This window comes from Vibrio sp. YQ_11 (assembly GCF_043103065.1).
Lineage (GTDB): Bacteria > Pseudomonadota > Gammaproteobacteria > Enterobacterales > Vibrionaceae > Vibrio > Vibrio parahaemolyticus.
Window position 1 is genome coordinate 547222 of the sequence record NZ_JBICJM010000006.1, and the last position, 20879, is coordinate 568100.

Genomic DNA, 20879 nt, shown 5'->3' on the forward strand with positions numbered 1-20879 from the left:
TCAAAACAGAATAAAACTGAATCGTTCGCAACGAACAGATAACAAAGTAGTAATGAAATATAAATGAAACAAATACTTTCTTATGCAACTGGTGTTATTTGTGCTCAATTTTTGATCTACACCACAAAAAAATAGGGAACTTTTCATTCCCTATCATTACTTCTGTGGCATTTTACGTGTTACATCTTCCACCGTGCGAGTGGCTTCTCAGTTTTGATACCCTTACTGCCCCAGCGGTCAATATTATCAATTTGCAGTATGCGATCCGGTGATACCAAAGAAGTTAAGATTTTTGATGGTTTTTTATCCGTCACCAACCATAGTGTTTTATCTTGTTCAAACTGAGCTTTTAAAGATAGTTTGTCTTTTTCACTCCATTCTAACTCTGGTTTGAACTGACGTTTGACGACAAAAAGTTGGTTTCCTGAAGCAAAATCTTCTAGTGATTCACTCATCAACACGATTGAATCGATCTCTTTTTCAAATATCACTGCTTGTTGTTGGTTAATCAACTCACGCACGCTAAGCATTAATGCTTGTTGATTACTTTGGATTTGCTCTTGGAACTGCGGATACAACTTTTGCAGATCGTCACCGACAATCGCTGTCATACGAATTAAATTACTTGGGTTCAACCAAACGTATTTAGATGTGGCTCCATCTTCCAGCTTTAAGGCCGCAACGCCTTGAGCTCTAGGGGAAATCGCTTGTGAAGCATCAATTTCGATCAAACGAATGTTGCCTTGCCGTGCGTAGACATACGTCGGGTCTTGGTCCCAAATGGCTCTCATGGTGATGGCCACGGTTGCGCTCTTTCCTGCCTCTGAAACTTGGTTTGCACCTTTAGTGGCGAACCAATTCGCCACGCGTTCAATGCCATAGCGTTTGGGAGGCAGATATGTGGTTTCCACGCCCGTTCCTTTCATCAATTGCTCTGACAGCATGTAAGTCACAGGGGTACTGGTTAAAATATCTTTGGCCATCGCCAATGATGACAATGTACTCATCGCCATCAATCCTAAACCTAAAGTAAGAGTTTTCATTTTCATGTTGAGATACTTAAGTTGGGTATGTAAAAGCGTGCTCACGCCTTACGAATAATTCGATAAACCGTTGCAGTTAAGAAGAAAGCAGCGGAAACAATGATGATCGACGCGCCCGATGGCACCGGTAAGTCGAGCTCCATTGGCAATATGGTGCCAACCAAGCAAGCAACCGTCGCAAGCAGAGAAGAAAGCAATACAAAACTTCCCATTCGCTTGGTGAGCAACCTAGCTGTCGCACCAGGGATCAACAGCAGGGCACCTACTAACACGGCACCAATGATCTTCACTGCGGCGATCGTCACTAAAGTGATCATCATGACGAATAGGTAATCGTAAAAGCTGGTATTGAAGCCACGCACGCGAGCAATATCTGGGCTGATACACGTGAGCAAAATGCGATTAAATGTCGGAATCAGCAGCAGCAGGATGATCAAGCAACTCACTGCAAGCAACGTGATGTCTCTATCGGTCACCGTCAAAATCGAACCGAACAGTACGTTTTCTAGCATGTGTATGTTGATCTTACGTGCGACGTACATCAGCAACGCCGCCCCGACCGCCAGAGCTAACGCCAGAAATACACCGACCAACGTGTCATAAGGTACATTGGTGCGATTTCTCACGAAGTGCAGCAGCAACGCAAAGATCATGCAAAAGCTAAACAACCCTATGATTGGGTTTTCTGGCGGTTCACCAAGTAAAACACCAATAGCGATACCCGTCAGTGCTGCGTGGCCTACTGCTTCGGAGAAAAACGCCAAACGCTTAGCAATCACTAATGTGCCCAGCCCGCCGAGTAGCGGCCCCAAAATCAGCGCAGCGACCATCGCGTTCACCATAAAAGCGTACGCAAAGCTGTCGCTCAACCATCCAGCATCTACACCACTCACCGCCAGTGCTCGTAACCACTCCATTACGCCGCCTCCGCTTTGGTTGTGTAGTGCTTAAATAGTGTTTCAATACGATCTGGACTCAGAACATCCGAGTGGTTTCCGGACGCCACAATCTGACGGTTAACAACGTGCACTTCTGCATCCAAGCGACGCACCGCAGTGACATCATGATGAACCGCTAACACCGTTTTGCCCTGCGCGACAACTTCATGTATCAACCCTTCAAGGTAACGCACACCTTGCTCGTCCATCCCTGTTGTAGGCTCATCCAACACCAACAAGCTTGGGTCATCTAACAAAGCCTGAGCGAACAACACACGCTGTTGCTCACCGCCAGAAAGTTGCCCCATACGACGATCTGAGCGAGCGGCCATGCCGACGCGATCTAATTGCGCCAACGCACGTTGTGTTTGTTTGGTTTTACGGCGCCAGAATAGTGGGATTCGTGTTTGGTTCAGCAACACAAAATCCATCACCGTTAGCGGTAAGCTGGCTTCAAACATCGCTTTTTGAGGAACATAACCAACGTTTCCGCCAAGCTTATTGTGAGTCTTACTCGGCCAGTGAACGGAAATGTCGCCAGTAAAAGGCGTAAGTCCAAGTACGGAGCGCAACAACGAGGTTTTTCCTCCACCATTTGGACCCATAATCACATGGCACTTGCCCGGCTCGAAGGTTGTAGTAACATTCTGCAATATCACGTTGTCACCGTATTGGAGACTTAAATTATCTATCGAAATAGAAGGACCAAGCATTACGCTTTCTCCTGTGCGTGTTTGCTTGCCACGAACTTCATCGCTTCAATTAAGGTCTCAACATTTTCGCGCATCTCAACTTCCACTTTGTTCGCTTCGTATTCCCCATGCGTCATGTGAGAAAAACGGTAGAGCTTAACTCCTGTCGCTTCTTCGATGGTATCAACAAAGCGATTTGGCATATTCAGCTCGTAAAACAACACATCAATGCCAGATCGTTTGATCTTCTCGATCGTCTCTTGCAGTTGGCTCGCGCTCGGCTCCACGCCATGAGCTGGCTCAATCACTGCGGCAACATCCACACCAAACTCTTGCAGAATGTAGCCGTATGCGTTGTGCGTTGTCGCAACCTTCATTCCCGCCGTGTCCAATTCGCCCAACGACAACATGGCATCACGTTTCATCATGCGAAAAATTTTAGCGTATTGACGCGCGTTTTTACGGTAGAAATCGGCATTGTCAGGGTCGAGCTTGCTCAACTCGCTCGCGATGGTATAAACCTTTTGAATCGTTGTTGAGAGCCCAACGAACGTATGTGGATTCACCGCGCCTTGCCCGACTGATTGTCCCATTGCTGGCAATAGCGGAACTTCTTTGTTGGCTTCAATGACAACGAGATCATCGCGTTGCGATGCGTTGATCACCTTCAATGCAAAATCATCATGGCCAATACCATTCACCACAATGACATCCATTTCATTAAGACGTTTTAGATCATTCGGTTGCGGTAAGTAGTTATGAGGATTAAAGCCAGCATCCACCAGCGGCAAGATTTCCGCTTTGTCACCAACAACAGCGTGCACATAGCTGAAATAAGGCTGAAGCGTGATACCAATTTTCATTTTGTCACTCGCGAAACTGGACGTGCTAGCGACCAATAAAGCGCAAGATGCAAACATGGAACGTAAAAGCGAACGTGTGATCATAATATGTATTCTTTGAATTGAGTTAAGTGTGCGAAGGGTGAGCAGAAGATGGAGAAGAGAGAATTAGCTGTTGCCACCCCTGTTGATGGCGATGGCTTTCTTCGCTCAATGTTGGGGTTGGCGCAAAACCATGGGCATCAATTAGCCAAATGTCGGCGTGGCTTTGACGACTATCTAGAATCATTGAAGCCGCCCCTTGATCACTCTGTCTGATGCCCAAGTAGATCCCGTCACCAATGCTCTGCCATTGATGCGAACCTTTACGCTTCCAGTTTTGATCTTGAACAAAGGGCGCAATCCACAGTGACGCCATCTCTTCCGTATCTGGCCAAGTACCGGACTCTGCGTGTAAATCGCGCAGTTCTTCATGCGCCAGTTTTAGCTCGGCAATCAAACCGAGCTCTTCTTGGCGCAAGTCCGTGATTCGAATTTGATGAGAAAGCACTTCAGAATGGGGAGAATCAACTTGGTGCAGAGGCATCAAAACACTGGCGCAAGCAAGAATACCAGCGATGGTAAGTGCCACCCATTTTCCTTCTCGGCTACCGTTATCGGGACGAACTTTTTGTGTGATCATTTCTCTTTCAGCTCAACCACATCCACTTCAACTGGGCTTTCATGACCGGCATCGAAAACCAAGTAGAAATCAGTCTCTGGATGAGAAAACTCGGCAATAGAACGCTTGTCTGTTCTGACTTTGGCGATGAGGTTATCTTCGTAGTCGTACATTTCGACATCGTAATCAATCGCGGTTGAGCCATCAGAGTAGCCAGTTTCACAAATCACTTTATCTTGAGATAAATGACAACTCATTAGAGGAAAGTGAGCAGAAGCATGAAAGGAAGAACATCCAGCCAATAGCAGAGCAGCTTTAAGAATAGAAGTGTTGTTCATGTTGATTCCAAAATGGCTCAGCGCTTGCTGAGCCTAATTCGATTAGTTGAGTAGAGTTTCAAACGTTAGGTGTACATTCGCGCTGGTTTTGTCAGCTAATGGGTGATTGTTCAACTCACCTTTGTAGTTCGCTTTCATTAGATAGCGCCCTGCCACGTCTGGCGTAAAAGTAATTTTTCCGTCTTTATCACTCACCACGTCAATTTGCTCTTGATGGTTGCGATACAACGTACCTTCACGCGTGATCTCTGCCGTCACACCTTGTTGAGGTTTGCCATCGAAGAAGAACTGGAACGTCACCGCTTCACCTTCAATGATGTCAGATGGGTGAGTCAGCGGTTTTAGCTCTAGCAATTTGCCTTCAATTTCTAACGCTTTTTCTGTTGGTTTACCGACCGTGATGTAGCTTTCTGCGCGGGTGTAGCTTAGCTGAGTCACCACATCACGCGTTTTTTCTGGTAGCACATCAGCGCGCTCAGCTTTATTGGCTCTAACCCACTTCACAGTATCGCGGCGACCTGCTTTGTACTGGGTGTAGTAGCTCGGCTCATTGTTGATCGCAACCTTATGCGTGCCCTCTTCAACAAAGAAGAAATCGAACATCGAACGACGCTTACCACGTATTACAAAGTTCGGGCGCTCAGAGCGGCCATCCGGCATGATGACAAAAGCTTGTTCGCTACCTGCTGGCTTATCGAATACAAATGTGCCATGAGAAGCGGTCACATCGAACGTGAGCCAATCACCACCTTCTTTAGAAACGGTAAAGTGTGAAGGCAAAACCCAACGAGGATGCGCTTGTGCCGTTGTCGCTGCAGCTATTCCCATTGCCATTACGCTTGCTAACGCCACTGCTTTCATTTTGGTTTTCATTGTTGTGTCCTTCTATCACTTAACTTGGTAATTGACGGTGATGACCCCCGTCTCTTGAGTTGGTTTGAGTTGGTAGCGCACCTCACTGTCCGCTAATGTCATTTTTTGGCGCAAGTAGTTGCGACCACCGTGTTCACGAACGACCTCAACATGTAAGGTATAGTCACCTTGCTCGAGGCGTTCGCCTGCGTCGTTAGTACCATCCCAAACAAATCGATACTGCCCAGCAGGGCGAGTCGCAGACGTCACAGCGTCAATCAGATCGCGATCATAACGACCCACTTTTCGCCACCAGCTGCGCATGTCTTTGAGCCACTCATCCTTACCGACCCAAAGCTGAATGGTTTTAACGGATTGACGTTGTTCATCTTCAACCCACACTGCGACGTAAGGACGGGCGTACATTGAGGTATCGATCTTCGGCAATTCAAATTCAAAGTCGATTTTGGCAGCATCAGGTAAAGGCGCAGCCAAAACTGGCCATGGTGCTAAAGCCGCTACCAACGCCGCTTTGCAAAATAGGTTTTGGCGAAGTAACTTGCCTGTGTTCAACATAAGCTTTTCTCTACAACTGGCTGTTAAGGCACAGCAACAAAATAAATGACGAGCGACAGCAACGAGCCAAAGCTCATCCACTGTAGTGATGTTCTGAACGTCTTTTTCTTCGGCAATAACAGGCATACACCGGTCAGGACGAAAAACACCATCAGCAGCGCAGTGATGTCGATAAACCACTTCCAAACATCACCACTGTTACGACCTTTATGCAGATCATTCAGCAGTGCCACCGCGCCATAATTGGTGGTTTCGATATCAGCGTCGCCAGTGGTCATATCAACGAAAACCGTGGCGTTATAACCCGGCCCTTTGAAATCCAGAGAGAGCTCGCCAAGCACCAATTCACCTTGCTCCACTTCGGTGTAAACGTCCAAAGCAGATGGAGTGCCGCGTAAGGCCACTTCTTGGGTCAAAAAGTCAATCAGTGCAACGCGGTTTGGCTGGAAGCTTTCGCCGTTCAAAAACAAGGTCTGCGGCGGGATGATGATGGTGTGCTGTTGAATGATGGGTTCTTTTCGCTCAAACAGCTCAGGACGATTTAGCGTGATGCCAGTGAGCGCAAAAAACAGCGTCACCAATAAAAGAGCCATCGAAATATAGATATGTAGACGGCGCGCCCACGTTTGAACACCTTTGCTTTTAAGCAACATAAAAAACAATCATCACCAATAAATGTGGAGCATAATTTAGGTGATAATCATTCTTATTGGCATTTAATTTACATTGTTTACGTTTAGTGGAGATGAAACGATAAACACCTTCTAGAGCAAGGTAATTTAAGGCTCAAAAACAAAAAAGACCCGAGAATGACTTCGGGTCTTTTCATTTGTTCTGCGCTAAGAGCTTTGTGTCGCTTCCGCTTTACGCCGTTGGGTTAAGTATTTCACCCAACTCTTGGCTTGATTCGATGGTTTGATTTCATTCGCACGTTTCGCATTCGCCAATGCGTCATCCAATCGATTCAACTTGTAGTAGGCTCTGGTTTTGATGAGCGCGACGTCAGCATTGCGACCTTTTACCTTATCCAAAGCAGCCAATGCTTGTTGGTAATGGCCTTGTTGAACAAGTAGCTGAGAGTAGTTCCAGTAGTATTTAGAATCCAACTTCGCGGCAATTCGCCAACTATCGATGGATTTATCCCACTCTTTTGCCATCTGCCAATAGGTCGCCTGCTGAGCTTTTAACTGGCTATCGACGTTAAGGTCTTCCAACTGCTCCATAATTAAAGCAGCACGCTCCGGGATTCCACGTTTCGCATAAAGCTGTGCCAGCAGTTTAAAATCATCTTGACTGAGCGCGACACCTTGTAGCTTGGCTAAAGCCATTGAATCTAGTGCGCGTTTGCTGTCATCGACACGTAAGTGCAAAGCGACGAGCTGACGCCACCACTCAACTCGTTCAGGCTCAATTGCAATCAAACGTTTGATGGTGACAATAGCAGGCTGCCACTTTTTGAGTTCCAGTTCAGACGAAAGCTTAATCGACAATGGACCGAGTTCATCTGGCTGACCAAACTTCTCGTAGCGACCCATCGCTGATAACACTTTATTCCATTGGCTCAACTGGTAATGCGATTGTGCGATGCGCAGCCAAACTTCATGAGCTTTCTGGTTTTTAGGTACAGCTTTACTCAACTCGTAATAGTGCGGCAAGGCTTTAGCAAACTGTTGTTCGTTCAACAAAATATCCGCTAGCATTTTACGTGTTTGCCACGCTTGCTCATCTTGCAATAAACCGCTGCTTACCGCGAAATCCAGTTGCTTGATAGCAGGCTTAACTTGCTCATTCTGCCAATAAAAAATACCAAGCATACGAGCAACAAACGCTTGATCGTAGCCACGCGATAGGTCTAACGATTCGAGAGTTGAGATCGCTTCTTTAAGCTTCTCTTCTTGAGCTAAGCTGTGCGCACGCTGCACTCTAGATGCGGTGTACTGGCTAAGCTCTTGAGCTATCGCACTGGCTGCGGTCAAACTAAGCAGCGTTGTGATTAAGAATTTCTTCATCATTTGCCTAATTTGAACTCCACTTTTGCGGTTTGTCCGAACTGCTCAATCGACACACCATTTTCAACTTTGGGTTGGTATTTCCACTTCTTCAACGCGCTAATGGCTTCTTTTTCAAACATACGCTTTGGCTCTGCATCGATCACTTCAATGTCTTTTGGACGACCTGTCGTGTCAATCGTAAAGCGCATGATCACATAGCCTTCAACCTTGCGTTTTAATGCTTTACTTGGGTAACGAGGTTCAACTTTATACAGCGGTAACGCTTGTTGATTGCCCATGGTTCCCTTTAGGTTTGGCGCATTAATCGCAATACCATCTAATGCCGTGTTTAACCCAAGCGCGCTGATCGGTGTTACTTGACTCATCGGCTCAACTTGCGTGTTGGCTTGAGACAGCTCCATCGGCTCTGGTGCTTGAGGTGGCTCTGGCTGCTCTGGTACTGAACGTTGACGACGCTGCACATCGGCATCGTTTTCAACCATGACCATATCAAAACGCACTGCCTCAGACGGTTTTGGTGCGCGTTGATTGCCATTATCGACCATCCACGCCATAAAGCTAAACAAACTCACGGCGATCAATAATGACGCTGGTAACGCAATTAACAGCCTACCCATTAAGGTTTCTCCGCTGCCAGTGCAATGTTCTTCACGCCAGCACCTTTAGCTGCATCCATCACTTTCACAACGGTGCCGTTGTAAGCGTGTTCATCAGCCTGAATCACTAACGATGCATCTGGCTGGTCTAGCAATAGGTGCTCAATAGATGCTTCTACGCGTTCCAGATCGACCAAGCGTTTGTCGATGTATACATCGTTTGCTGCCGTAATGGCGATGAAAATACCTGCGTCTTTTTGACTGACCACGTTCGATGCTTGAGGGCGGTTCACTTCCACGCCAGACTCTCGCACGAAAGAGCTGGTAACAATAAAGAAAATCAACATGATAAATACAATATCAAGCATCGATGTTAAATCGACTTGAGCTTCGTCTTGTTGATTTGGTCTGCGTCCGAGTCTCACTTCTGACTCCTTAAAGATTGTTCTAATTGGATCGCTTTACGTTCACATACTTTGCTTAAACGAGCATGTACAAACATGCCCGCCAATGCTGCCACCATACCTGCCATAGTAGGCAGCGTTGCTAAAGAGATGCCCGAAGCCATCAATTTTGGATCGCTGCTGCCTTGTGAGGCCATCACGTCAAAAACGGTAATCATGCCAGTGACAGTACCCAACAGACCAAGCATGGGACAAATGGCCACCAATAGCTTGATCGTCGAAAGGTTTTGGCGCAATTCGATTTGTGCCTTTGCAATCCATCCATCGCGGATTTGATGTGCATACCAAGAGTGGTGCTCTGACCGTGCCAACCACTGTTCACGAAGCTGTTTGTTTACCTTCGGAAATACCGTCGTTAAGTAAACCACTCGCTCCATAACCAGTAACCAACACACCGCTACAACGGCTGCCAACCACCATAGGATTTGGCCACCTTGCTGCATAAAGCTCATCAAGGTATTGGCCCAATCCTCACTGATCAAACCCAAAGTGTTGAGTAGGATCTGCTCCATTATGCTGCGTTCTCCGCTATCGTGTTACGGTTGCCTTTGTTGTTAGACATATCGCGCTCTGCTTGTTCAGCAACTAAGCCAATACCCTGCTTTTCTAGAATGTTGCGAATGCTCTCGGCTTGAGAACTCAGCACATTATGCGCCAGAAGCAGTGGCATTGCGGCTACCAAGCCGAGAACCGTTGTCACCAACGCCATCGAAATACCGCCCGCCATGACTTTTGGATCGCCATTACCAAACTGAGTGATCACTTGGAATGTTTCGATCATGCCCGTTACCGTACCTAGCAGACCCAACATTGGTGCCAGCGCTGCAAGCAGTTTGAGCATCGATAGTCCTTTTTCAAGGTGCGTTTGCTCATCAACCACCGCCTCAAGTAGACGCAATTCTAATGCTTCGACACTTCGATGTTTGTCGTTTTGATAAACAGAAAGAACGCGACCTAGAGGGTTATCTTCTGCTTTGGTTGGATTCTTTAGCTGCTTCGCGATTTTTTGGCGAGCAATGAAAAGAGACACACCGCGAACCAACGCGATAATCAAACCAATCGCTAATAGAACAAGGATGATCTGGCCAACTACGCCACCCGCATTTAGACGATCTTTCAGCGTTGGCGAGTTCGCTAGCTGTTCTAAAAGAATGCCACGCGATGGATCAATAACTAACGAATCCAATTCGCCGTTGGTGAATGCGCTCGCTGTCGGACCATTTTCTGGCTGACGCAAATAGTTCACTGCGTCACCACGCTGGCCGTTCCATTTCACATAGCCATAGTCATCAAGTAGTGCCATTGCACCAAGACGAACACCATTGACTGTCTGTTCTTTACCTTCTCCATCGAGCAAAGTGAAAGAGACCTTCGCCAGTTCGCCACTTGCGGTAACTTGCTCTTCCATACTGCGCCACATCGCTTGCAACTGCTTCAACGTCGGTAGAGACTTCGCCGCGACAATAGCTTCAATGTCTTTTTGATATGAGTTGGCATCTACGCCTGTCACTGCGTGTTTCAGTTCTGACTCAAGCTCTTTCGCGTTTTGACGAACAACACCAAATAGTTCACCTAGGCTGCCCGTTTCTAAACGCAATTTTTCTTCTAGCTGAGCCAGTTCCGCTTCATTTTCACTAAACGTTACGCTTAATGTATCAGCTTCGGCTTGAAGGGCTGCACGCTCAGCAACAAGCTTGTTTTTAATTGCTTGCAGCTCTTGTTCGTTTTTCTTGAAACCCGATTCACGTGACGTATTGTGTGTTTGTTGCTGACGATTTTCTTGCTGCGCTTTTTGCAACAACGTATCGCTCGCGAACGTTGTGTGAGGCATCATCGCCGCGGTTGAGATAAGAGCAACCGATAGCCATTTCTTGATCATTTACTTGCCCTCCGCAACCGTTAGTGACACTGGCAGAGTTAACATACTCGGTGCAATTTGTTTGTTTGCCATAGCAAACGCCTTATCTAGCTCGGTCTTTTGTTCCGAACCAACAGGCTGCCAGGCTTGTTGCTGTTGCGACCAACTCCAGAATTTGTCACCAGACAGGCTACGCGCAACCAAAGATACACGGCCCAAGTAAAGGACATCAGCTTCCACTTTTTCGTTAGCATCTAGGTTAATTTTGCCTTGGTAGATACCAAGCTTGGTGCCGTAGTCCATTTCAATTTGGTAGGCTTCTAGGATTCGACGGAATTTCTCTGCGTCGGCAACATCGGCTCGCGTCATCAGATCATCAAGCTTCGCAATGCGTTCTTCACGCTGAGCTTTACGAATAGGTTTGTCGCTGGCCACTATACGCTTGAGTCCTTCAAGCATGTGATACATCAATGGCACGACACCCTGACGAGTTTGAGCAATCTGCTCAATTTGCTCGTTCAAACTGTTCACTTCTTGATGTTGGCTTTCGACCAAACTTGAAAGATGATCACGATAAATCTTCAAGTTGCTGACTTCTTCCTGAAGCTGTTCGATTTCCGCTTCCAGCGTCAGAGCCTTTTCTGCGCTTGCATCAATACGTTTTTGGCTAACCGCTGATGCTTGGTTAGTTTTACTCTGCACTGCTTGTGCATCGTTTAAATTCGCTGCGTGGGCAGGAATCAAAACGGATGAGATCAACAGAGCGATACTTGATTTCATTAGATTCATACGAGTTTAAATGCTATTTCCTAAAAACGACTAAAGGGGAAGACCAAACTTCCCCTTTACTAATCAAATTGTTATCAGTACTTGAACTGGATGGTTGCCATGTAGTTGCGGCCTTCTCCAACCACTACTCCACTCGCACCTTCTTGATTGCCATTCGTACTACCACCACCTGCGAGGTAGTCGGTATCGAATAAGTTTTCGACATTGAATCGAGCAATGATATCCAAGTTTTCATCGTACTTATGCTTGTATGACACGCCCATATCAATGCGAGCGTAGCCATCTTTCTTGAAGGTATTCGCTGCATCACCGTAGCGATCACCTTCATAAATCAAACCGAGGTTTAGGTTCGTATTGTCCTGAACCTTGTAGCTAGACCATAGACTTGCCGAAAACTCTGGCACATCTGCAGGGCGGTTGCCTTCAAATCTTTCAGCCTTCTTCAACTCGGCATCCAAGTACATTGCAGAAGCGGTTAGCGACAACTCTGGAGTCACAAAACCTTGAGCCATTAACTCAGCACCTTTGTGAACTTGCTCACCACCTTGCGTTTTCTTGTGTAGGAGCTGATTACTAGCATCTTTACCACTTTCAACATCTAGCGAGATATTTTCTAACGTGATATCAAATACCGCACCTGATACAAATAAACGCTGATCAAACAGTTCCCACTTCGTACCGATTTCATAAGAGATACCACGCTCAGCGTCGAGTTTCTCACCATCATTGATGTAAATACGACTACCGTTGCTGACTTCACCTTGCGGCATAAAACTCTCAGAGTATTGCACGTAAATCGAACCATTCGATGTCGGGTGGAAAATCACACCTAACTTTGGAGAAACTTGGTTCTCTGTTAGCGAATCTTCACGCTTTTCGTCATAACGAGCACCCGCAAGGACTTGCCAGTAATCGTTAATCGTCATCATGTTTTGCGCGTAAATCCCCCAAGTGTCATGCTCGCCTCTTGGGTATTTTTTCGAGCGTACGGTTCCAGGACGAGTAACTGTCGTGCCTGCCGCTACATCCTCTCCTGCATGGAAAGCCATAAAGCGGTCGTATTTGTAGTCGAGGTAGTTCGCCCCCACCAAAAACGTATTTTCTGTACCCAACAAAGAGAAATTGGTTGTCACGTCTAAGTACGCGGTATCGAATACCCAGTTATCTGTGCGCTCGTTCCCTTTATGTCGAATCACACCGTCTTTGTCATAATTGTCAAACTTAGGGTAAGACTCTACATCAAAACGCTTAAAGTCTTGACGGTTGTAACCCGCTTTCACATTCACGTTATCAGTCACTTGAGCATTAATATCGATACCGTAGTTTTCTACGTCGTTATCAATTTTTGACCACTGAGCGTCCCAGATGTACTTATCACCACGAACTGGCTTTCCGTCCACGATGTAAGCACCTGAATCTACGCTACCTTCGTCTTTTGTACGGTCATAATGCGCTGACACCATGATGTTTTCAGTAATGTCATACTCAACAACCAGGCCACCCACAACACGGGCAGTTTGCGGCTTTGTGCCATCGGCATACGTACGCCAAGAGCTGTAGTTTTCTTTCGCAAAAATAGCGCGAGCACGTAGCGTTTCTGCGTCATTTAAAGAACCACTTACATCAAGTACGGTACGCGAATGTTCGTTTGAACCGATATCTTGGCTCAAGCTGACCTGTGTTTGTGTTGTTGGTTTCTTAGAAACCATGTTTACTAAGCCACCCGGCTCAGACTTACCATAAAGTAGACCAGATGGACCTTTTAGCACTTCAACGCGCTCTAAAAGCTCAATTGGCTGACGGTAATGTGACCAGTGCTGACGACCATCACGTAAGAAGCCATCAGAACTACTTAGTTCAAAACCACGTAGCGAGAAACGTTCACGGTTACGGCTAGTTCCACCTGCGCTTACACTCGCGTCATTACGTAACACTTCACCTAGTGTACTTGCGCGTTGCTCATCGATGACGGTTTCGTCGATGACCGCAACCTGTCCCGGAGTTTCTAGCTGCGTCATTTCCATACGCATCGCTGTACTGTTGGTATCAGCTTTGTAGCCGAACTCGCGACCTTCTACAACTAGGTGCTCGTCTGTTTGAACGTTTGCCACTGCAGGTGCTGCTAGCACCGCACCGATCACTAATGCCAAATGGCTCTTAGTAAACATATCCTTTCACTCCGATTATTTTCGGGTCGCACATTCAGTGAATGTGATTCCCTCTTATTTATTTTGCGAGTGAATATAAGTGATAAGTATTACCATTTGCATTAAATTTACATTCTTTGCATTTGCAAAGTTTTGTAAAGAACTCTCTAATGAAGAACCGCTCATACGAGATCCAGATCACAAATCGAGTTCACTTCATTGTTACCCGTTATTGTCTGAATACCAAACTCACGGTTAAACCACCTTGAGAACGATTCTCTGCATTGACGGAACCACCCATCATTCGCATCGATTCCTTAACAATCGCCAGTCCAAGCCCGTATCCACCAAGCTTTTTGTCTCGCGAGGCATCCAAGCGGGTAAACGGGTTAAAGATATCGGACAACTTGTTCTCTGGGATGCCTGGCCCATCGTCAGAGACAGACATAACTAGATAAGCCTGCCCATTGAGTTCTTGATTAGTCAGAGCCACTTCGATCCGAGCATCTTCACCCGCGTATTTGATGGCATTGCCAACAAGATTATTCAGACAACGCACCACGAGAGTATCTTCACAGTAAGCTCTCGGCTCGGTCACACGAGAAATAAATACAATGCTCTGTGATTCCCTCAAATCGATTTTGCAACGCTCAACTTGTGGGGCTAGTAGCACTTCAAGATCGCTACGCTTGGTCTCTTTGTCGTAGCGAGCATTCTCAAGGCGACTAAATTCCAAAATGTCACTGATTAGATGATTCAGCTCTTTGGCTTCGTCTTCCAGCCGCGTCACTAATTCTTGTTCGCTTTCACCAACTCGTTTACGTAAAAGGTGCAAAACCAAGTTCTGTCTAGCAAGAGGCGTTCTTAGTTCATGGGACACATCGCGAATCAAAAGACGTTGCTTCTCCGCTAGCGAGTGAATCTCTTTCGTCATGTGGTCAAAATCTTGCGCGAGTTCATTAAATTCTCGCGTGTTGGACTTTAGCTCCTGCACAACACTGACATTAAAATCGCCGTTAGAAAGCTTCTTGCTCGCCTCTCTGAGTCTGTCCAACGGTTGCTGTAAGTTGCGTGCCATTAAAAGCGAGAACAAAGCCAAAATCACGGCGGCAATTACCACTTTGATAATGGAAAAGTACAGTATGAAGTCATTCGCAGGATGTAAGCGATGCGGCAGTTGAATGACTAAGTTGTGCTGCTGAACCAATGGAATGCTGATGATTGGTCGATTCACTTTGTCTTCCAATTGATCATCAATGCTGCGTTTGAATTGGAGCTTAAATTCAAAATGTGGATGCATGAGACGATGCGTCACTGGTTGAAGCTGCTCGTTCAGTACAAACAAATAGAACTGCTGCGCGTTCGCCCAATCAGCCAACTCATCCATGTCGCCATGTTCAATCAGCACGTTGGCTTGGTGAGCAAGATCCAACATTTCCATTTTGACGCTATTTGGAACTTTCAACATAGCTTTCACCAAGGCTTGTTCCGCTAACGCTTGCACCAGCAAAATGCTGATGACTATCGCGGTCATGTAACTGAAAAGCTTAAACGCAAGGCTGTCTTTGCGTTTTGCTATGTAGGATGGACACACCAGCTTCATCACGCGCCCACAGATTCTAAATAACTGTAGCCTTTGCCTCGAAACGTTTTGATGTGCTGTTTAGATAAGCCCGCTTCAACCAATTTTCGGCGAATGTTACTGATGTGCATATCTAGGTTGCGATCAAACGGGCTGAGTTCTTTTTTCAACACTTCTGTCTGTAGCTCAGCTTTGGAGATAACCACGCCTTGATTCTTAACCAAATGGCTCAAAAGCTCCGCTTCAGTGCTAGTCAACGGTAAGCTGGTTAGCTGATCACTGATACTCTGGGCGGTATTACAAATGGTTTGGCGTTGACGCTCCAAGCCCACTCGACGCAGGATCGCTTTGATGCGCATTAGCAACTCAGCAACATTGAATGGCTTACCAATGTATTGATCGGCCCCCGCTTGATAGCCATCCAGCATCGAGTTTTCATCGTTCAATGCTGTAAGCATCAGAATTGGCGTAGCAAATCGTTGGCAAATACGACGAGCAACTTGCATCCCATTTAAGTTTGGCAACATCACATCGAGCAACACTAAATCGACTGGCGTTTTCTCCATGTACTGCAGCGCGCTTTCACCACAATGCACAGAAGAGACGGTATATCCTTCATCTTGCAAAACTACTTCTAAAAGCTCACACAAAGGAACGTCATCATCAACAATCAAAACTCGAGACATGCCAAATTACCACTCAAATAAAAATGGTTCGCATTCTATTACTCATTTGCGAATTAAACAACCATAGTTTATGGGGCTTTTCTCTGTTTGGAAGACACAAAAAAGCCTACTAAACAGTAGGCTAGATAAGGAAAAACGGAGAATTTCTTTGTTTACAATCAGCACTTCAAACCTGTCGATTGCGCGACATTCTCAACAATGGATCTCAAGTTCATACTGATAGAGTGTAATGTTTCAAGCTCCTCTTCTGTAAACGGATGAGTAAGAACCGACTCTGCACCTTTTTTCCCGACCACCGTCGGTAGACTTAGCACGACGCCACTCACACCATATTGACCCGACATCATCGTGCCAACTGGCAACACAGAGCGCTCATTGATTTTGATGGCTTGAATGATTCGAAATACGCTGGCTGCAATACCATGCACCGTATTATGTTTGCGACGAAATATCTCGTAACCCGCTTGCTTAACCGCTTCGAGCAACTCATCAGCATCGATTCTCTCGATATTGTGCGTATCGCAATAATAATCCGCAGGCTGGCCAGCAATAGAGATCAGACTCTTTGGTGTGAAACAGTGGCTTCCGTGCTCTCCCAGCACATAACCAAATATGTTTTTAGGGTCGAGATCCACACGGTTAGCAACAATGCTCATCAAGCGGGCTGTATCGATAACACACCCGCTGCTTATCACTTTGTTTGGCTCAAAGCCCGTATTGGTAGTAATAAAATGAGCAACAATGTCACAAGGGTTGGACACGACAATCAAAACCGCCTTTGGCGCAACACGCTCTATTTTGCTAGCGATCTCGACGCCAATCTTCGCGTTGATTTCCGCGATATCTAAACGTGTTTGTCCTTGTTGAATTTGCGCACCTGCCGTTATCACAACAATATCGGCACCTAACAAATCGAGGTAATCATCTGAGGGAATAATGCGGGTATTTTTGGAAAAGGTTAACGCCGCAGTGTGACGAAAATCGAAGACTTCCCCTTCAGCTCTTTCTAAGTTTTGGTCTAACAGAACAAGTTCACTGACGCTGCCTAGCGTGAGCAAATAATTGCAAACACCAACTCCAACGGCGCCAGCGCCAATCACACCAATTTTCATCTTACTCTCCCTGAAAAAATGCGGCTCTTGAAAGATACGTCGCTCTTTAAAAATGAGCGGCGAGAGCATAAAAGTCCAACGTCATTTTGTAGCTCAGAATCTCTTACCAATCTAGTCTTTCATTTCCGCACCATGCTTGTTTGATGAAAATTACACCGTTGAATCGTGACGTTACCGCCCTGAAGAAGCCTTTCACCTCTATATCAACGGCCAAAAGCGAGTACAATCTGGACATCTCATTCAAGAAGGCAAACAAAATGGAAACTCTGTTAATTGGTCACCGCGGCGTTGCCGGCTCGTTCCCAGAAAATACAAAAGTCAGCGTTCAAGCTGCAATTGATCTCGGCCTAAAATGGGTAGAAGTGGATATTCAGCCAACAAAAGATAACGTACTTGTGGTTTGCCACGATCATACGTTAAATCGATGCAGCAATGGCATAGGACGAGTTGATGCGCATACGTTGGAAGAACTAAGACAACTAGATTTCGGTGGGTGGTTCAGCGAAGATTTTGCTGGCGAAACTATCATGACTCTTGAGGAGCTATTAAGCTTGGCTACTGAGCGAGGTCTAAATCTGAATATTGAAGTTAAAGTAGACCGCCATCCAGTGGACGAAGTCTCACAAACGCTCGCAAAAGTGCTTACCGAAAGTTCAATGCCTAGAGAGAACCTTTTACTCTCAAGCTTTAGTCATGATGTCATCAGAGCACTTTACCAGCATTGCGAAGGTTATCGTTTGGGTGTTTTAAGTGAGTTTTTTACAAAAAAAGACGGGCTATTATTAGATGAAGTGGCAGCCTACAGCTGTAACCTAAATATTAACTGGGTTCGTTCGCGTCAGATCATTAAGCTGCAAGAAGCGGGCTATAAGGTCATGTGTTACACGGTCAACAACCCGAATAAGCTCAAGCACCTTCCGCAATTAGATGGCATTTTTAGTGACCATCCAAAACGTTTTATGCAATAACCTTTCAAAGCTCCCGTGGGATAACGAGTCCTACCACTCGATCGTGATCGGTGTTCCCATGGTGACAAGCTGGATGAATTCATCCATTTCTTCATTGGTGAGCGCAATACACCCGTTGGTCCAATCAAAACTCTGAATAAAGCTAGGATCTTGCGTCTCACCATTCTTTAAACCATGAATTTTAATGTTCCCACCCGGGGAGACACCTCTCCGGTTCGCCTCTAACGTGTCAATAGCATCGGGATAGCTAATGTGCACCGAGCGATAAAACGCAGAATCCTCAATCACGTAATCGAGCGTGTAACTGCCTTCTGGCGTTCGGTTGTCGCCTTCTTCTTGCTTATGGCCTTTAGGATTGGCACCCAATGCAATACGATATTCTTTTAGTATGATGCCATCTTCCATCAAGTACATTCTGCGTTTCGATTTATCAACTTTAACCAGATCGACAGCCGCGTGCGTACTGAACGTAACCAATCCACACAGAATTAAAGCACACCATTTTATCGACATTGCCAGAACGCCCAAACCAAGAGTCAGAAGGAAATAAAAGAGAAGCTATGCTAGTCAGATGATGCTCACAAAGCAATCTGATTATAACGTTGAGACGTAAAAAAGACGGTGCTAATCGCATCTTGATATTACTGATATTTAAGCAAAGATTTCACTATTCATTAGGCCTAAGTTGCATTACTTTATAAGTATATTTATTTATAAAACCCATACTTTTTGGGAGGGAACTATGATTAACATTGCTTTTTTTAGTGCAAAATCCTACGACGAAGCCTCTTTTAACAAAATTAAGAACAATCGCGACTTCGAATTTCACTATCACGACTTTCGACTCACCGAAAAAACCGCAAAAATGGCGCACGGTTGTGACGTGGTATGCGCTTTCGTCAATGATGATCTTTCTGCTCCCGTTCTAAAACAACTTTCCTTGGGCGGAACAAAACTCATTGCGATGCGTTGTGCTGGCTTCGATAAAGTAGATCAACAAGCGGCTAAAGAGCTTGGCCTTCAAGTTGTGCGAGTGCCTGCATACTCTCCCGAAGCGGTCGCCGAGCATACCGTCGGTTTGATGATGTGTTTGAATCGTCGTCTCCACAAAGCGTATCAACGCACCCGTGATGCCAACTTCTCTTTAGAAGGGTTAGTTGGCTTCAACTTTTTCGGCAAAACCGTTGGCGTTATCGGCACAGGCAAGATTGGTATCGCCACGATGCGAATCTTTAAAGGCTTAGGGATGGAACTGCTTTGCTACGACCCTTACGAAAACCCTCTGGCTTTAGAAATGGGTGCACGATACTGCTCTCTTGAAGAGATTTACGCCAATGCAGATGTTATCTCTCTTCACTGTCCAATGAGCGAAGAAAACTACCATCTATTGAACGAAAACGCTTTTGCTCAAATGAAAGATGGCGTGATGATCATCAATACAAGCCGAGGTGAGTTACTCGACTCTGTCGCCGCTATCGAAGCACTTAAACAGGGTAAGATTGGCGCTCTCGGTTTAGATGTGTACGACAACGAAAAGGACTTGTTCTTCCAAGATAAATCCAACGACGTTATCGTGGATGATGTTTTCCGCCGCTTATCGGCATGCCACAACGTTCTGTTCACTGGCCATCAAGCTTTCTTAACTCACGAAGCGCTGAATAACATAGCATCTGTGACATTGAACAACGTAGAAACCTTCTTCTCCGGCCAAGTTTCAGGGAATGAACTAATCAAGTAAACATAGAATCGAGGAGGATAGTAGAGCGTAGATTTTCAGCTATGCTATACTCCTCGACCATTAAAAAATTGAGTCTATTTACCATGAGCATTAAAACTGATATTCAAAAGCTGCATAACCGCGTAGATACCTGCCAACGTAAACTGGATGCAGCACGTTCTCGTGGTGATCACGAAATGATTTCTAAATTCACGGATGAAGTTGAAGATCTAACAAAGAAGCTTAACCAACTTAAGCACAAACAAACATACGAACTAAATAAAGAACGTAAAAGCCTGTTAGATATGCCATTCTCTCGTGAAATCACTAAAGCAGAACAGGCAGACATCGGTAAACTGAAGAAACGCGTACGCGGCCTAGTTATCGTTCACCCTATGACCAAAATGGGTAAAGAACTACGCCTAGACGTGATGACTGGCTTCGCACCGAAAGAGTTCTAATACACTCGACAAACACATTAAATGTAAGAACGCCCAAGCCCATCGCTTGGGCGTTTTTGTATCTGAATTAACTAGAGAAAAGGGAAGTTGAATAGCTGCAAGGTGTGCAACACTAAAACTCAAGTTGCCAGCCACTCAATCTCACAGCGTTTAAGGCTTGCTGCTTTAGAAAGCGTCACTTTAGTAGGTTCGAAAGCTTTAATGGAACATCTGTATGCTAAAAATCATTCATTTAAGAACAAACCTTGTATTGAGTGATTGTGTGCTGAATATTAGAACAAGGGCGCCTAGTTTGGAGGGAATCTCAACCGGGAGGATTTGCTAAACCTCTATCATTTCCAGTTTGCGCTGAAATAAAAAAGCCTCGCTATTTCTAGCGAGGCTTCTTAATAGTGGCGGAGAGATAGGGATTTGAACCCTAGATACGCTATTAACGTATGCCGGTTTTCAAGACCGGTGCTTTCAACCACTCAGCCATCTCTCCACAAATTTTCATCATCAGATTAGTACACTGAAGATGTTGTTACACGTAGTACGGGTAACGA

General features: G+C 45.7%; 23 protein-coding genes and 1 tRNA gene. 3 read left to right on the forward strand and 21 right to left on the reverse strand.

The genetic code is table 11. The features are described from left to right. Positions 1-179: 179 nt before the first annotated feature. The 19 genes from ACF8EG_RS04905 to ACF8EG_RS04995 form a co-directional block, all read right to left on the reverse strand. Complete coding sequence (locus ACF8EG_RS04905) at positions 180-1049, reverse strand: ABC transporter substrate-binding protein (RefSeq protein WP_005497850.1); 870 nt, start codon at positions 1047-1049, stop codon at positions 180-182. Between the two features lie 35 nt (positions 1050-1084). Further along, positions 1085-1960 carry a metal ABC transporter permease gene (locus tag ACF8EG_RS04910; protein ID WP_005479618.1) on the reverse strand — a complete coding sequence of 292 codons (876 nt, stop codon included), beginning with the start codon at positions 1958-1960 and terminating at the stop codon, positions 1085-1087. Continuing rightward, a complete protein-coding gene (locus ACF8EG_RS04915) occupies positions 1960-2694 on the reverse strand; it encodes a metal ABC transporter ATP-binding protein (RefSeq protein WP_069504984.1) in 735 nt (244 codons plus the stop codon). Before ACF8EG_RS04915 ends, ACF8EG_RS04910 begins: the two co-directional genes overlap by 1 nt. Continuing rightward, positions 2694-3620 (reverse strand): metal ABC transporter substrate-binding protein, encoded by a 927-nt coding sequence (locus ACF8EG_RS04920; RefSeq protein WP_069504986.1) that lies wholly within the window; start codon positions 3618-3620, stop codon positions 2694-2696. Before ACF8EG_RS04920 ends, ACF8EG_RS04915 begins: the two co-directional genes overlap by 1 nt. Before the next feature lie 22 nt (positions 3621-3642). Next, positions 3643-4197, reverse strand: a complete 555-nt coding sequence (locus tag ACF8EG_RS04925; RefSeq protein WP_025552081.1) for a DUF6162 family protein — start codon at positions 4195-4197, stop codon at positions 3643-3645. Continuing rightward, positions 4194-4514, reverse strand: a complete 321-nt coding sequence (locus tag ACF8EG_RS04930; protein ID WP_069504988.1) for a hypothetical protein — start codon at positions 4512-4514, stop codon at positions 4194-4196. Before ACF8EG_RS04930 ends, ACF8EG_RS04925 begins: the two co-directional genes overlap by 4 nt. Positions 4515-4556: 42 nt before the next feature. Beyond that, positions 4557-5387, reverse strand: a complete 831-nt coding sequence (locus ACF8EG_RS04935; RefSeq protein ID WP_029802954.1) for a DUF4198 domain-containing protein — start codon at positions 5385-5387, stop codon at positions 4557-4559. Between the two features lie 15 nt (positions 5388-5402). After that, positions 5403-5942 (reverse strand): DUF2271 domain-containing protein, encoded by a 540-nt coding sequence (locus tag ACF8EG_RS04940; protein WP_005479631.1) that lies wholly within the window; start codon positions 5940-5942, stop codon positions 5403-5405. Positions 5943-5965: 23 nt separating this feature from the next. Next, the gene (locus ACF8EG_RS04945) at positions 5966-6595 is read right to left on the reverse strand and encodes a PepSY-associated TM helix domain-containing protein (protein WP_005459339.1); all 630 of its coding nucleotides are present in this window, start codon (positions 6593-6595) and stop codon (positions 5966-5968) included. Between the two features lie 186 nt (positions 6596-6781). Further along, on the reverse strand, positions 6782-7954 hold the full coding sequence (locus ACF8EG_RS04950) for a tetratricopeptide repeat protein (RefSeq protein ID WP_025524839.1): 1173 nt from the start codon (positions 7952-7954) through the stop codon (positions 6782-6784). Next, the gene (locus ACF8EG_RS04955; protein WP_005484262.1) at positions 7951-8571 is read right to left on the reverse strand and encodes an energy transducer TonB; all 621 of its coding nucleotides are present in this window, start codon (positions 8569-8571) and stop codon (positions 7951-7953) included. Before ACF8EG_RS04955 ends, ACF8EG_RS04950 begins: the two co-directional genes overlap by 4 nt. Continuing rightward, positions 8571-8975: a biopolymer transporter ExbD gene (locus ACF8EG_RS04960; RefSeq protein ID WP_005459364.1), complete on the reverse strand. Its 405-nt coding sequence runs from the start codon at positions 8973-8975 to the stop codon at positions 8571-8573. The genes ACF8EG_RS04955 and ACF8EG_RS04960 overlap by 1 nt, the downstream gene beginning before the upstream one ends. Next, a complete protein-coding gene (locus ACF8EG_RS04965; RefSeq protein WP_005497833.1) occupies positions 8972-9526 on the reverse strand; it encodes a MotA/TolQ/ExbB proton channel family protein in 555 nt (184 codons plus the stop codon). Before ACF8EG_RS04965 ends, ACF8EG_RS04960 begins: the two co-directional genes overlap by 4 nt. Beyond that, positions 9526-10893, reverse strand: coding sequence for a MotA/TolQ/ExbB proton channel family protein (locus ACF8EG_RS04970; protein WP_069504990.1), 1368 nt, complete (start codon positions 10891-10893; stop codon positions 9526-9528). Before ACF8EG_RS04970 ends, ACF8EG_RS04965 begins: the two co-directional genes overlap by 1 nt. Beyond that, on the reverse strand, positions 10894-11661 hold the full coding sequence (locus tag ACF8EG_RS04975) for a DUF3450 domain-containing protein (protein ID WP_023584345.1): 768 nt from the start codon (positions 11659-11661) through the stop codon (positions 10894-10896). A 74-nt stretch (positions 11662-11735) separates the two neighbouring features. Continuing rightward, a complete protein-coding gene (gene peuA, locus ACF8EG_RS04980) occupies positions 11736-13829 on the reverse strand; it encodes a TonB-dependent siderophore enterobactin receptor PeuA (protein ID WP_069504992.1) in 2094 nt (697 codons plus the stop codon). Positions 13830-14037: 208 nt separating this feature from the next. Then, entirely contained in the window at positions 14038-15411 is a 1374-nt protein-coding gene (locus ACF8EG_RS04985) for a sensor histidine kinase (RefSeq protein ID WP_025622573.1), read from the reverse strand. Further along, positions 15411-16076, reverse strand: a complete 666-nt coding sequence (locus ACF8EG_RS04990) for a response regulator transcription factor (protein WP_005459337.1) — start codon at positions 16074-16076, stop codon at positions 15411-15413. Before ACF8EG_RS04990 ends, ACF8EG_RS04985 begins: the two co-directional genes overlap by 1 nt. 158 nt (positions 16077-16234) lie before the next feature. Beyond that, positions 16235-17188 carry an L-lactate dehydrogenase gene (locus ACF8EG_RS04995; protein ID WP_025442453.1) on the reverse strand — a complete coding sequence of 318 codons (954 nt, stop codon included), beginning with the start codon at positions 17186-17188 and terminating at the stop codon, positions 16235-16237. A 257-nt stretch (positions 17189-17445) separates the two neighbouring features. Between ACF8EG_RS04995 and ACF8EG_RS05000 the strand changes: the two genes are divergently transcribed. Further along, entirely contained in the window at positions 17446-18156 is a 711-nt protein-coding gene (locus ACF8EG_RS05000) for a glycerophosphodiester phosphodiesterase family protein (protein WP_069504994.1), read from the forward strand. Positions 18157-18186: 30 nt separating this feature from the next. Here ACF8EG_RS05000 and ACF8EG_RS05005 read toward each other — a convergent pair whose 3' ends face one another. Further along, positions 18187-18669, reverse strand: coding sequence for a murein L,D-transpeptidase family protein (locus ACF8EG_RS05005; protein WP_069494347.1), 483 nt, complete (start codon positions 18667-18669; stop codon positions 18187-18189). Positions 18670-18898: 229 nt separating this feature from the next. Between ACF8EG_RS05005 and ACF8EG_RS05010 the strand changes: the two genes are divergently transcribed. Both ACF8EG_RS05010 and ACF8EG_RS05015 read left to right on the forward strand, forming a co-directional pair. Continuing rightward, a complete protein-coding gene (locus ACF8EG_RS05010) occupies positions 18899-19894 on the forward strand; it encodes a 2-hydroxyacid dehydrogenase (RefSeq protein ID WP_020841687.1) in 996 nt (331 codons plus the stop codon). A gap of 83 nt (positions 19895-19977) precedes the next feature. After that, positions 19978-20334, forward strand: a complete 357-nt coding sequence (locus ACF8EG_RS05015) for a YibL family ribosome-associated protein (RefSeq protein ID WP_005467110.1) — start codon at positions 19978-19980, stop codon at positions 20332-20334. A 393-nt stretch (positions 20335-20727) separates the two neighbouring features. Here ACF8EG_RS05015 and ACF8EG_RS05020 read toward each other — a convergent pair. Then, positions 20728-20818 (reverse strand) — tRNA-Ser (locus ACF8EG_RS05020). Positions 20819-20879: the final 61 nt, after the last annotated feature.

What these genes read in the sequence shown, in the direction of transcription:
- ACF8EG_RS04905 (WP_005497850.1), bottom strand. Translation starts at nt 1,049, where the DNA reads ATGAAAATGAAAACTCTTACTTTAGGTTTAGGATTGATGGCGATGAGT.
- ACF8EG_RS04910 (WP_005479618.1), bottom strand. Translation starts at nt 1,960, where the DNA reads ATGGAGTGGTTACGAGCACTGGCGGTGAGTGGTGTAGATGCTGGATGG.
- ACF8EG_RS04915 (WP_069504984.1), bottom strand. Translation starts at nt 2,694, where the DNA reads ATGCTTGGTCCTTCTATTTCGATAGATAATTTAAGTCTCCAATACGGT.
- ACF8EG_RS04920 (WP_069504986.1), bottom strand. Translation starts at nt 3,620, where the DNA reads ATGATCACACGTTCGCTTTTACGTTCCATGTTTGCATCTTGCGCTTTA.
- ACF8EG_RS04925 (WP_025552081.1), bottom strand. Translation starts at nt 4,197, where the DNA reads ATGATCACACAAAAAGTTCGTCCCGATAACGGTAGCCGAGAAGGAAAA.
- ACF8EG_RS04930 (WP_069504988.1), bottom strand. Translation starts at nt 4,514, where the DNA reads ATGAACAACACTTCTATTCTTAAAGCTGCTCTGCTATTGGCTGGATGT.
- ACF8EG_RS04935 (WP_029802954.1), bottom strand. Translation starts at nt 5,387, where the DNA reads ATGAAAACCAAAATGAAAGCAGTGGCGTTAGCAAGCGTAATGGCAATG.
- ACF8EG_RS04940 (WP_005479631.1), bottom strand. Translation starts at nt 5,942, where the DNA reads ATGTTGAACACAGGCAAGTTACTTCGCCAAAACCTATTTTGCAAAGCG.
- ACF8EG_RS04945 (WP_005459339.1), bottom strand. Translation starts at nt 6,595, where the DNA reads ATGTTGCTTAAAAGCAAAGGTGTTCAAACGTGGGCGCGCCGTCTACAT.
- ACF8EG_RS04950 (WP_025524839.1), bottom strand. Translation starts at nt 7,954, where the DNA reads ATGATGAAGAAATTCTTAATCACAACGCTGCTTAGTTTGACCGCAGCC.
- ACF8EG_RS04955 (WP_005484262.1), bottom strand. Translation starts at nt 8,571, where the DNA reads ATGGGTAGGCTGTTAATTGCGTTACCAGCGTCATTATTGATCGCCGTG.
- ACF8EG_RS04965 (WP_005497833.1), bottom strand. Translation starts at nt 9,526, where the DNA reads ATGGAGCAGATCCTACTCAACACTTTGGGTTTGATCAGTGAGGATTGG.
- ACF8EG_RS04970 (WP_069504990.1), bottom strand. Translation starts at nt 10,893, where the DNA reads ATGATCAAGAAATGGCTATCGGTTGCTCTTATCTCAACCGCGGCGATG.
- ACF8EG_RS04975 (WP_023584345.1), bottom strand. Translation starts at nt 11,661, where the DNA reads ATGAATCTAATGAAATCAAGTATCGCTCTGTTGATCTCATCCGTTTTG.
- peuA (WP_069504992.1), bottom strand. Translation starts at nt 13,829, where the DNA reads ATGTTTACTAAGAGCCATTTGGCATTAGTGATCGGTGCGGTGCTAGCA.
- ACF8EG_RS04985 (WP_025622573.1), bottom strand. Translation starts at nt 15,411, where the DNA reads ATGAAGCTGGTGTGTCCATCCTACATAGCAAAACGCAAAGACAGCCTT.
- ACF8EG_RS04990 (WP_005459337.1), bottom strand. Translation starts at nt 16,076, where the DNA reads ATGTCTCGAGTTTTGATTGTTGATGATGACGTTCCTTTGTGTGAGCTT.
- ACF8EG_RS04995 (WP_025442453.1), bottom strand. Translation starts at nt 17,188, where the DNA reads ATGAAAATTGGTGTGATTGGCGCTGGCGCCGTTGGAGTTGGTGTTTGC.
- ACF8EG_RS05000 (WP_069504994.1), top strand. Translation starts at nt 17,446, where the DNA reads ATGGAAACTCTGTTAATTGGTCACCGCGGCGTTGCCGGCTCGTTCCCA.
- ACF8EG_RS05005 (WP_069494347.1), bottom strand. Translation starts at nt 18,669, where the DNA reads ATGTCGATAAAATGGTGTGCTTTAATTCTGTGTGGATTGGTTACGTTC.
- ACF8EG_RS05010 (WP_020841687.1), top strand. Translation starts at nt 18,899, where the DNA reads ATGATTAACATTGCTTTTTTTAGTGCAAAATCCTACGACGAAGCCTCT.
- ACF8EG_RS05015 (WP_005467110.1), top strand. Translation starts at nt 19,978, where the DNA reads ATGAGCATTAAAACTGATATTCAAAAGCTGCATAACCGCGTAGATACC.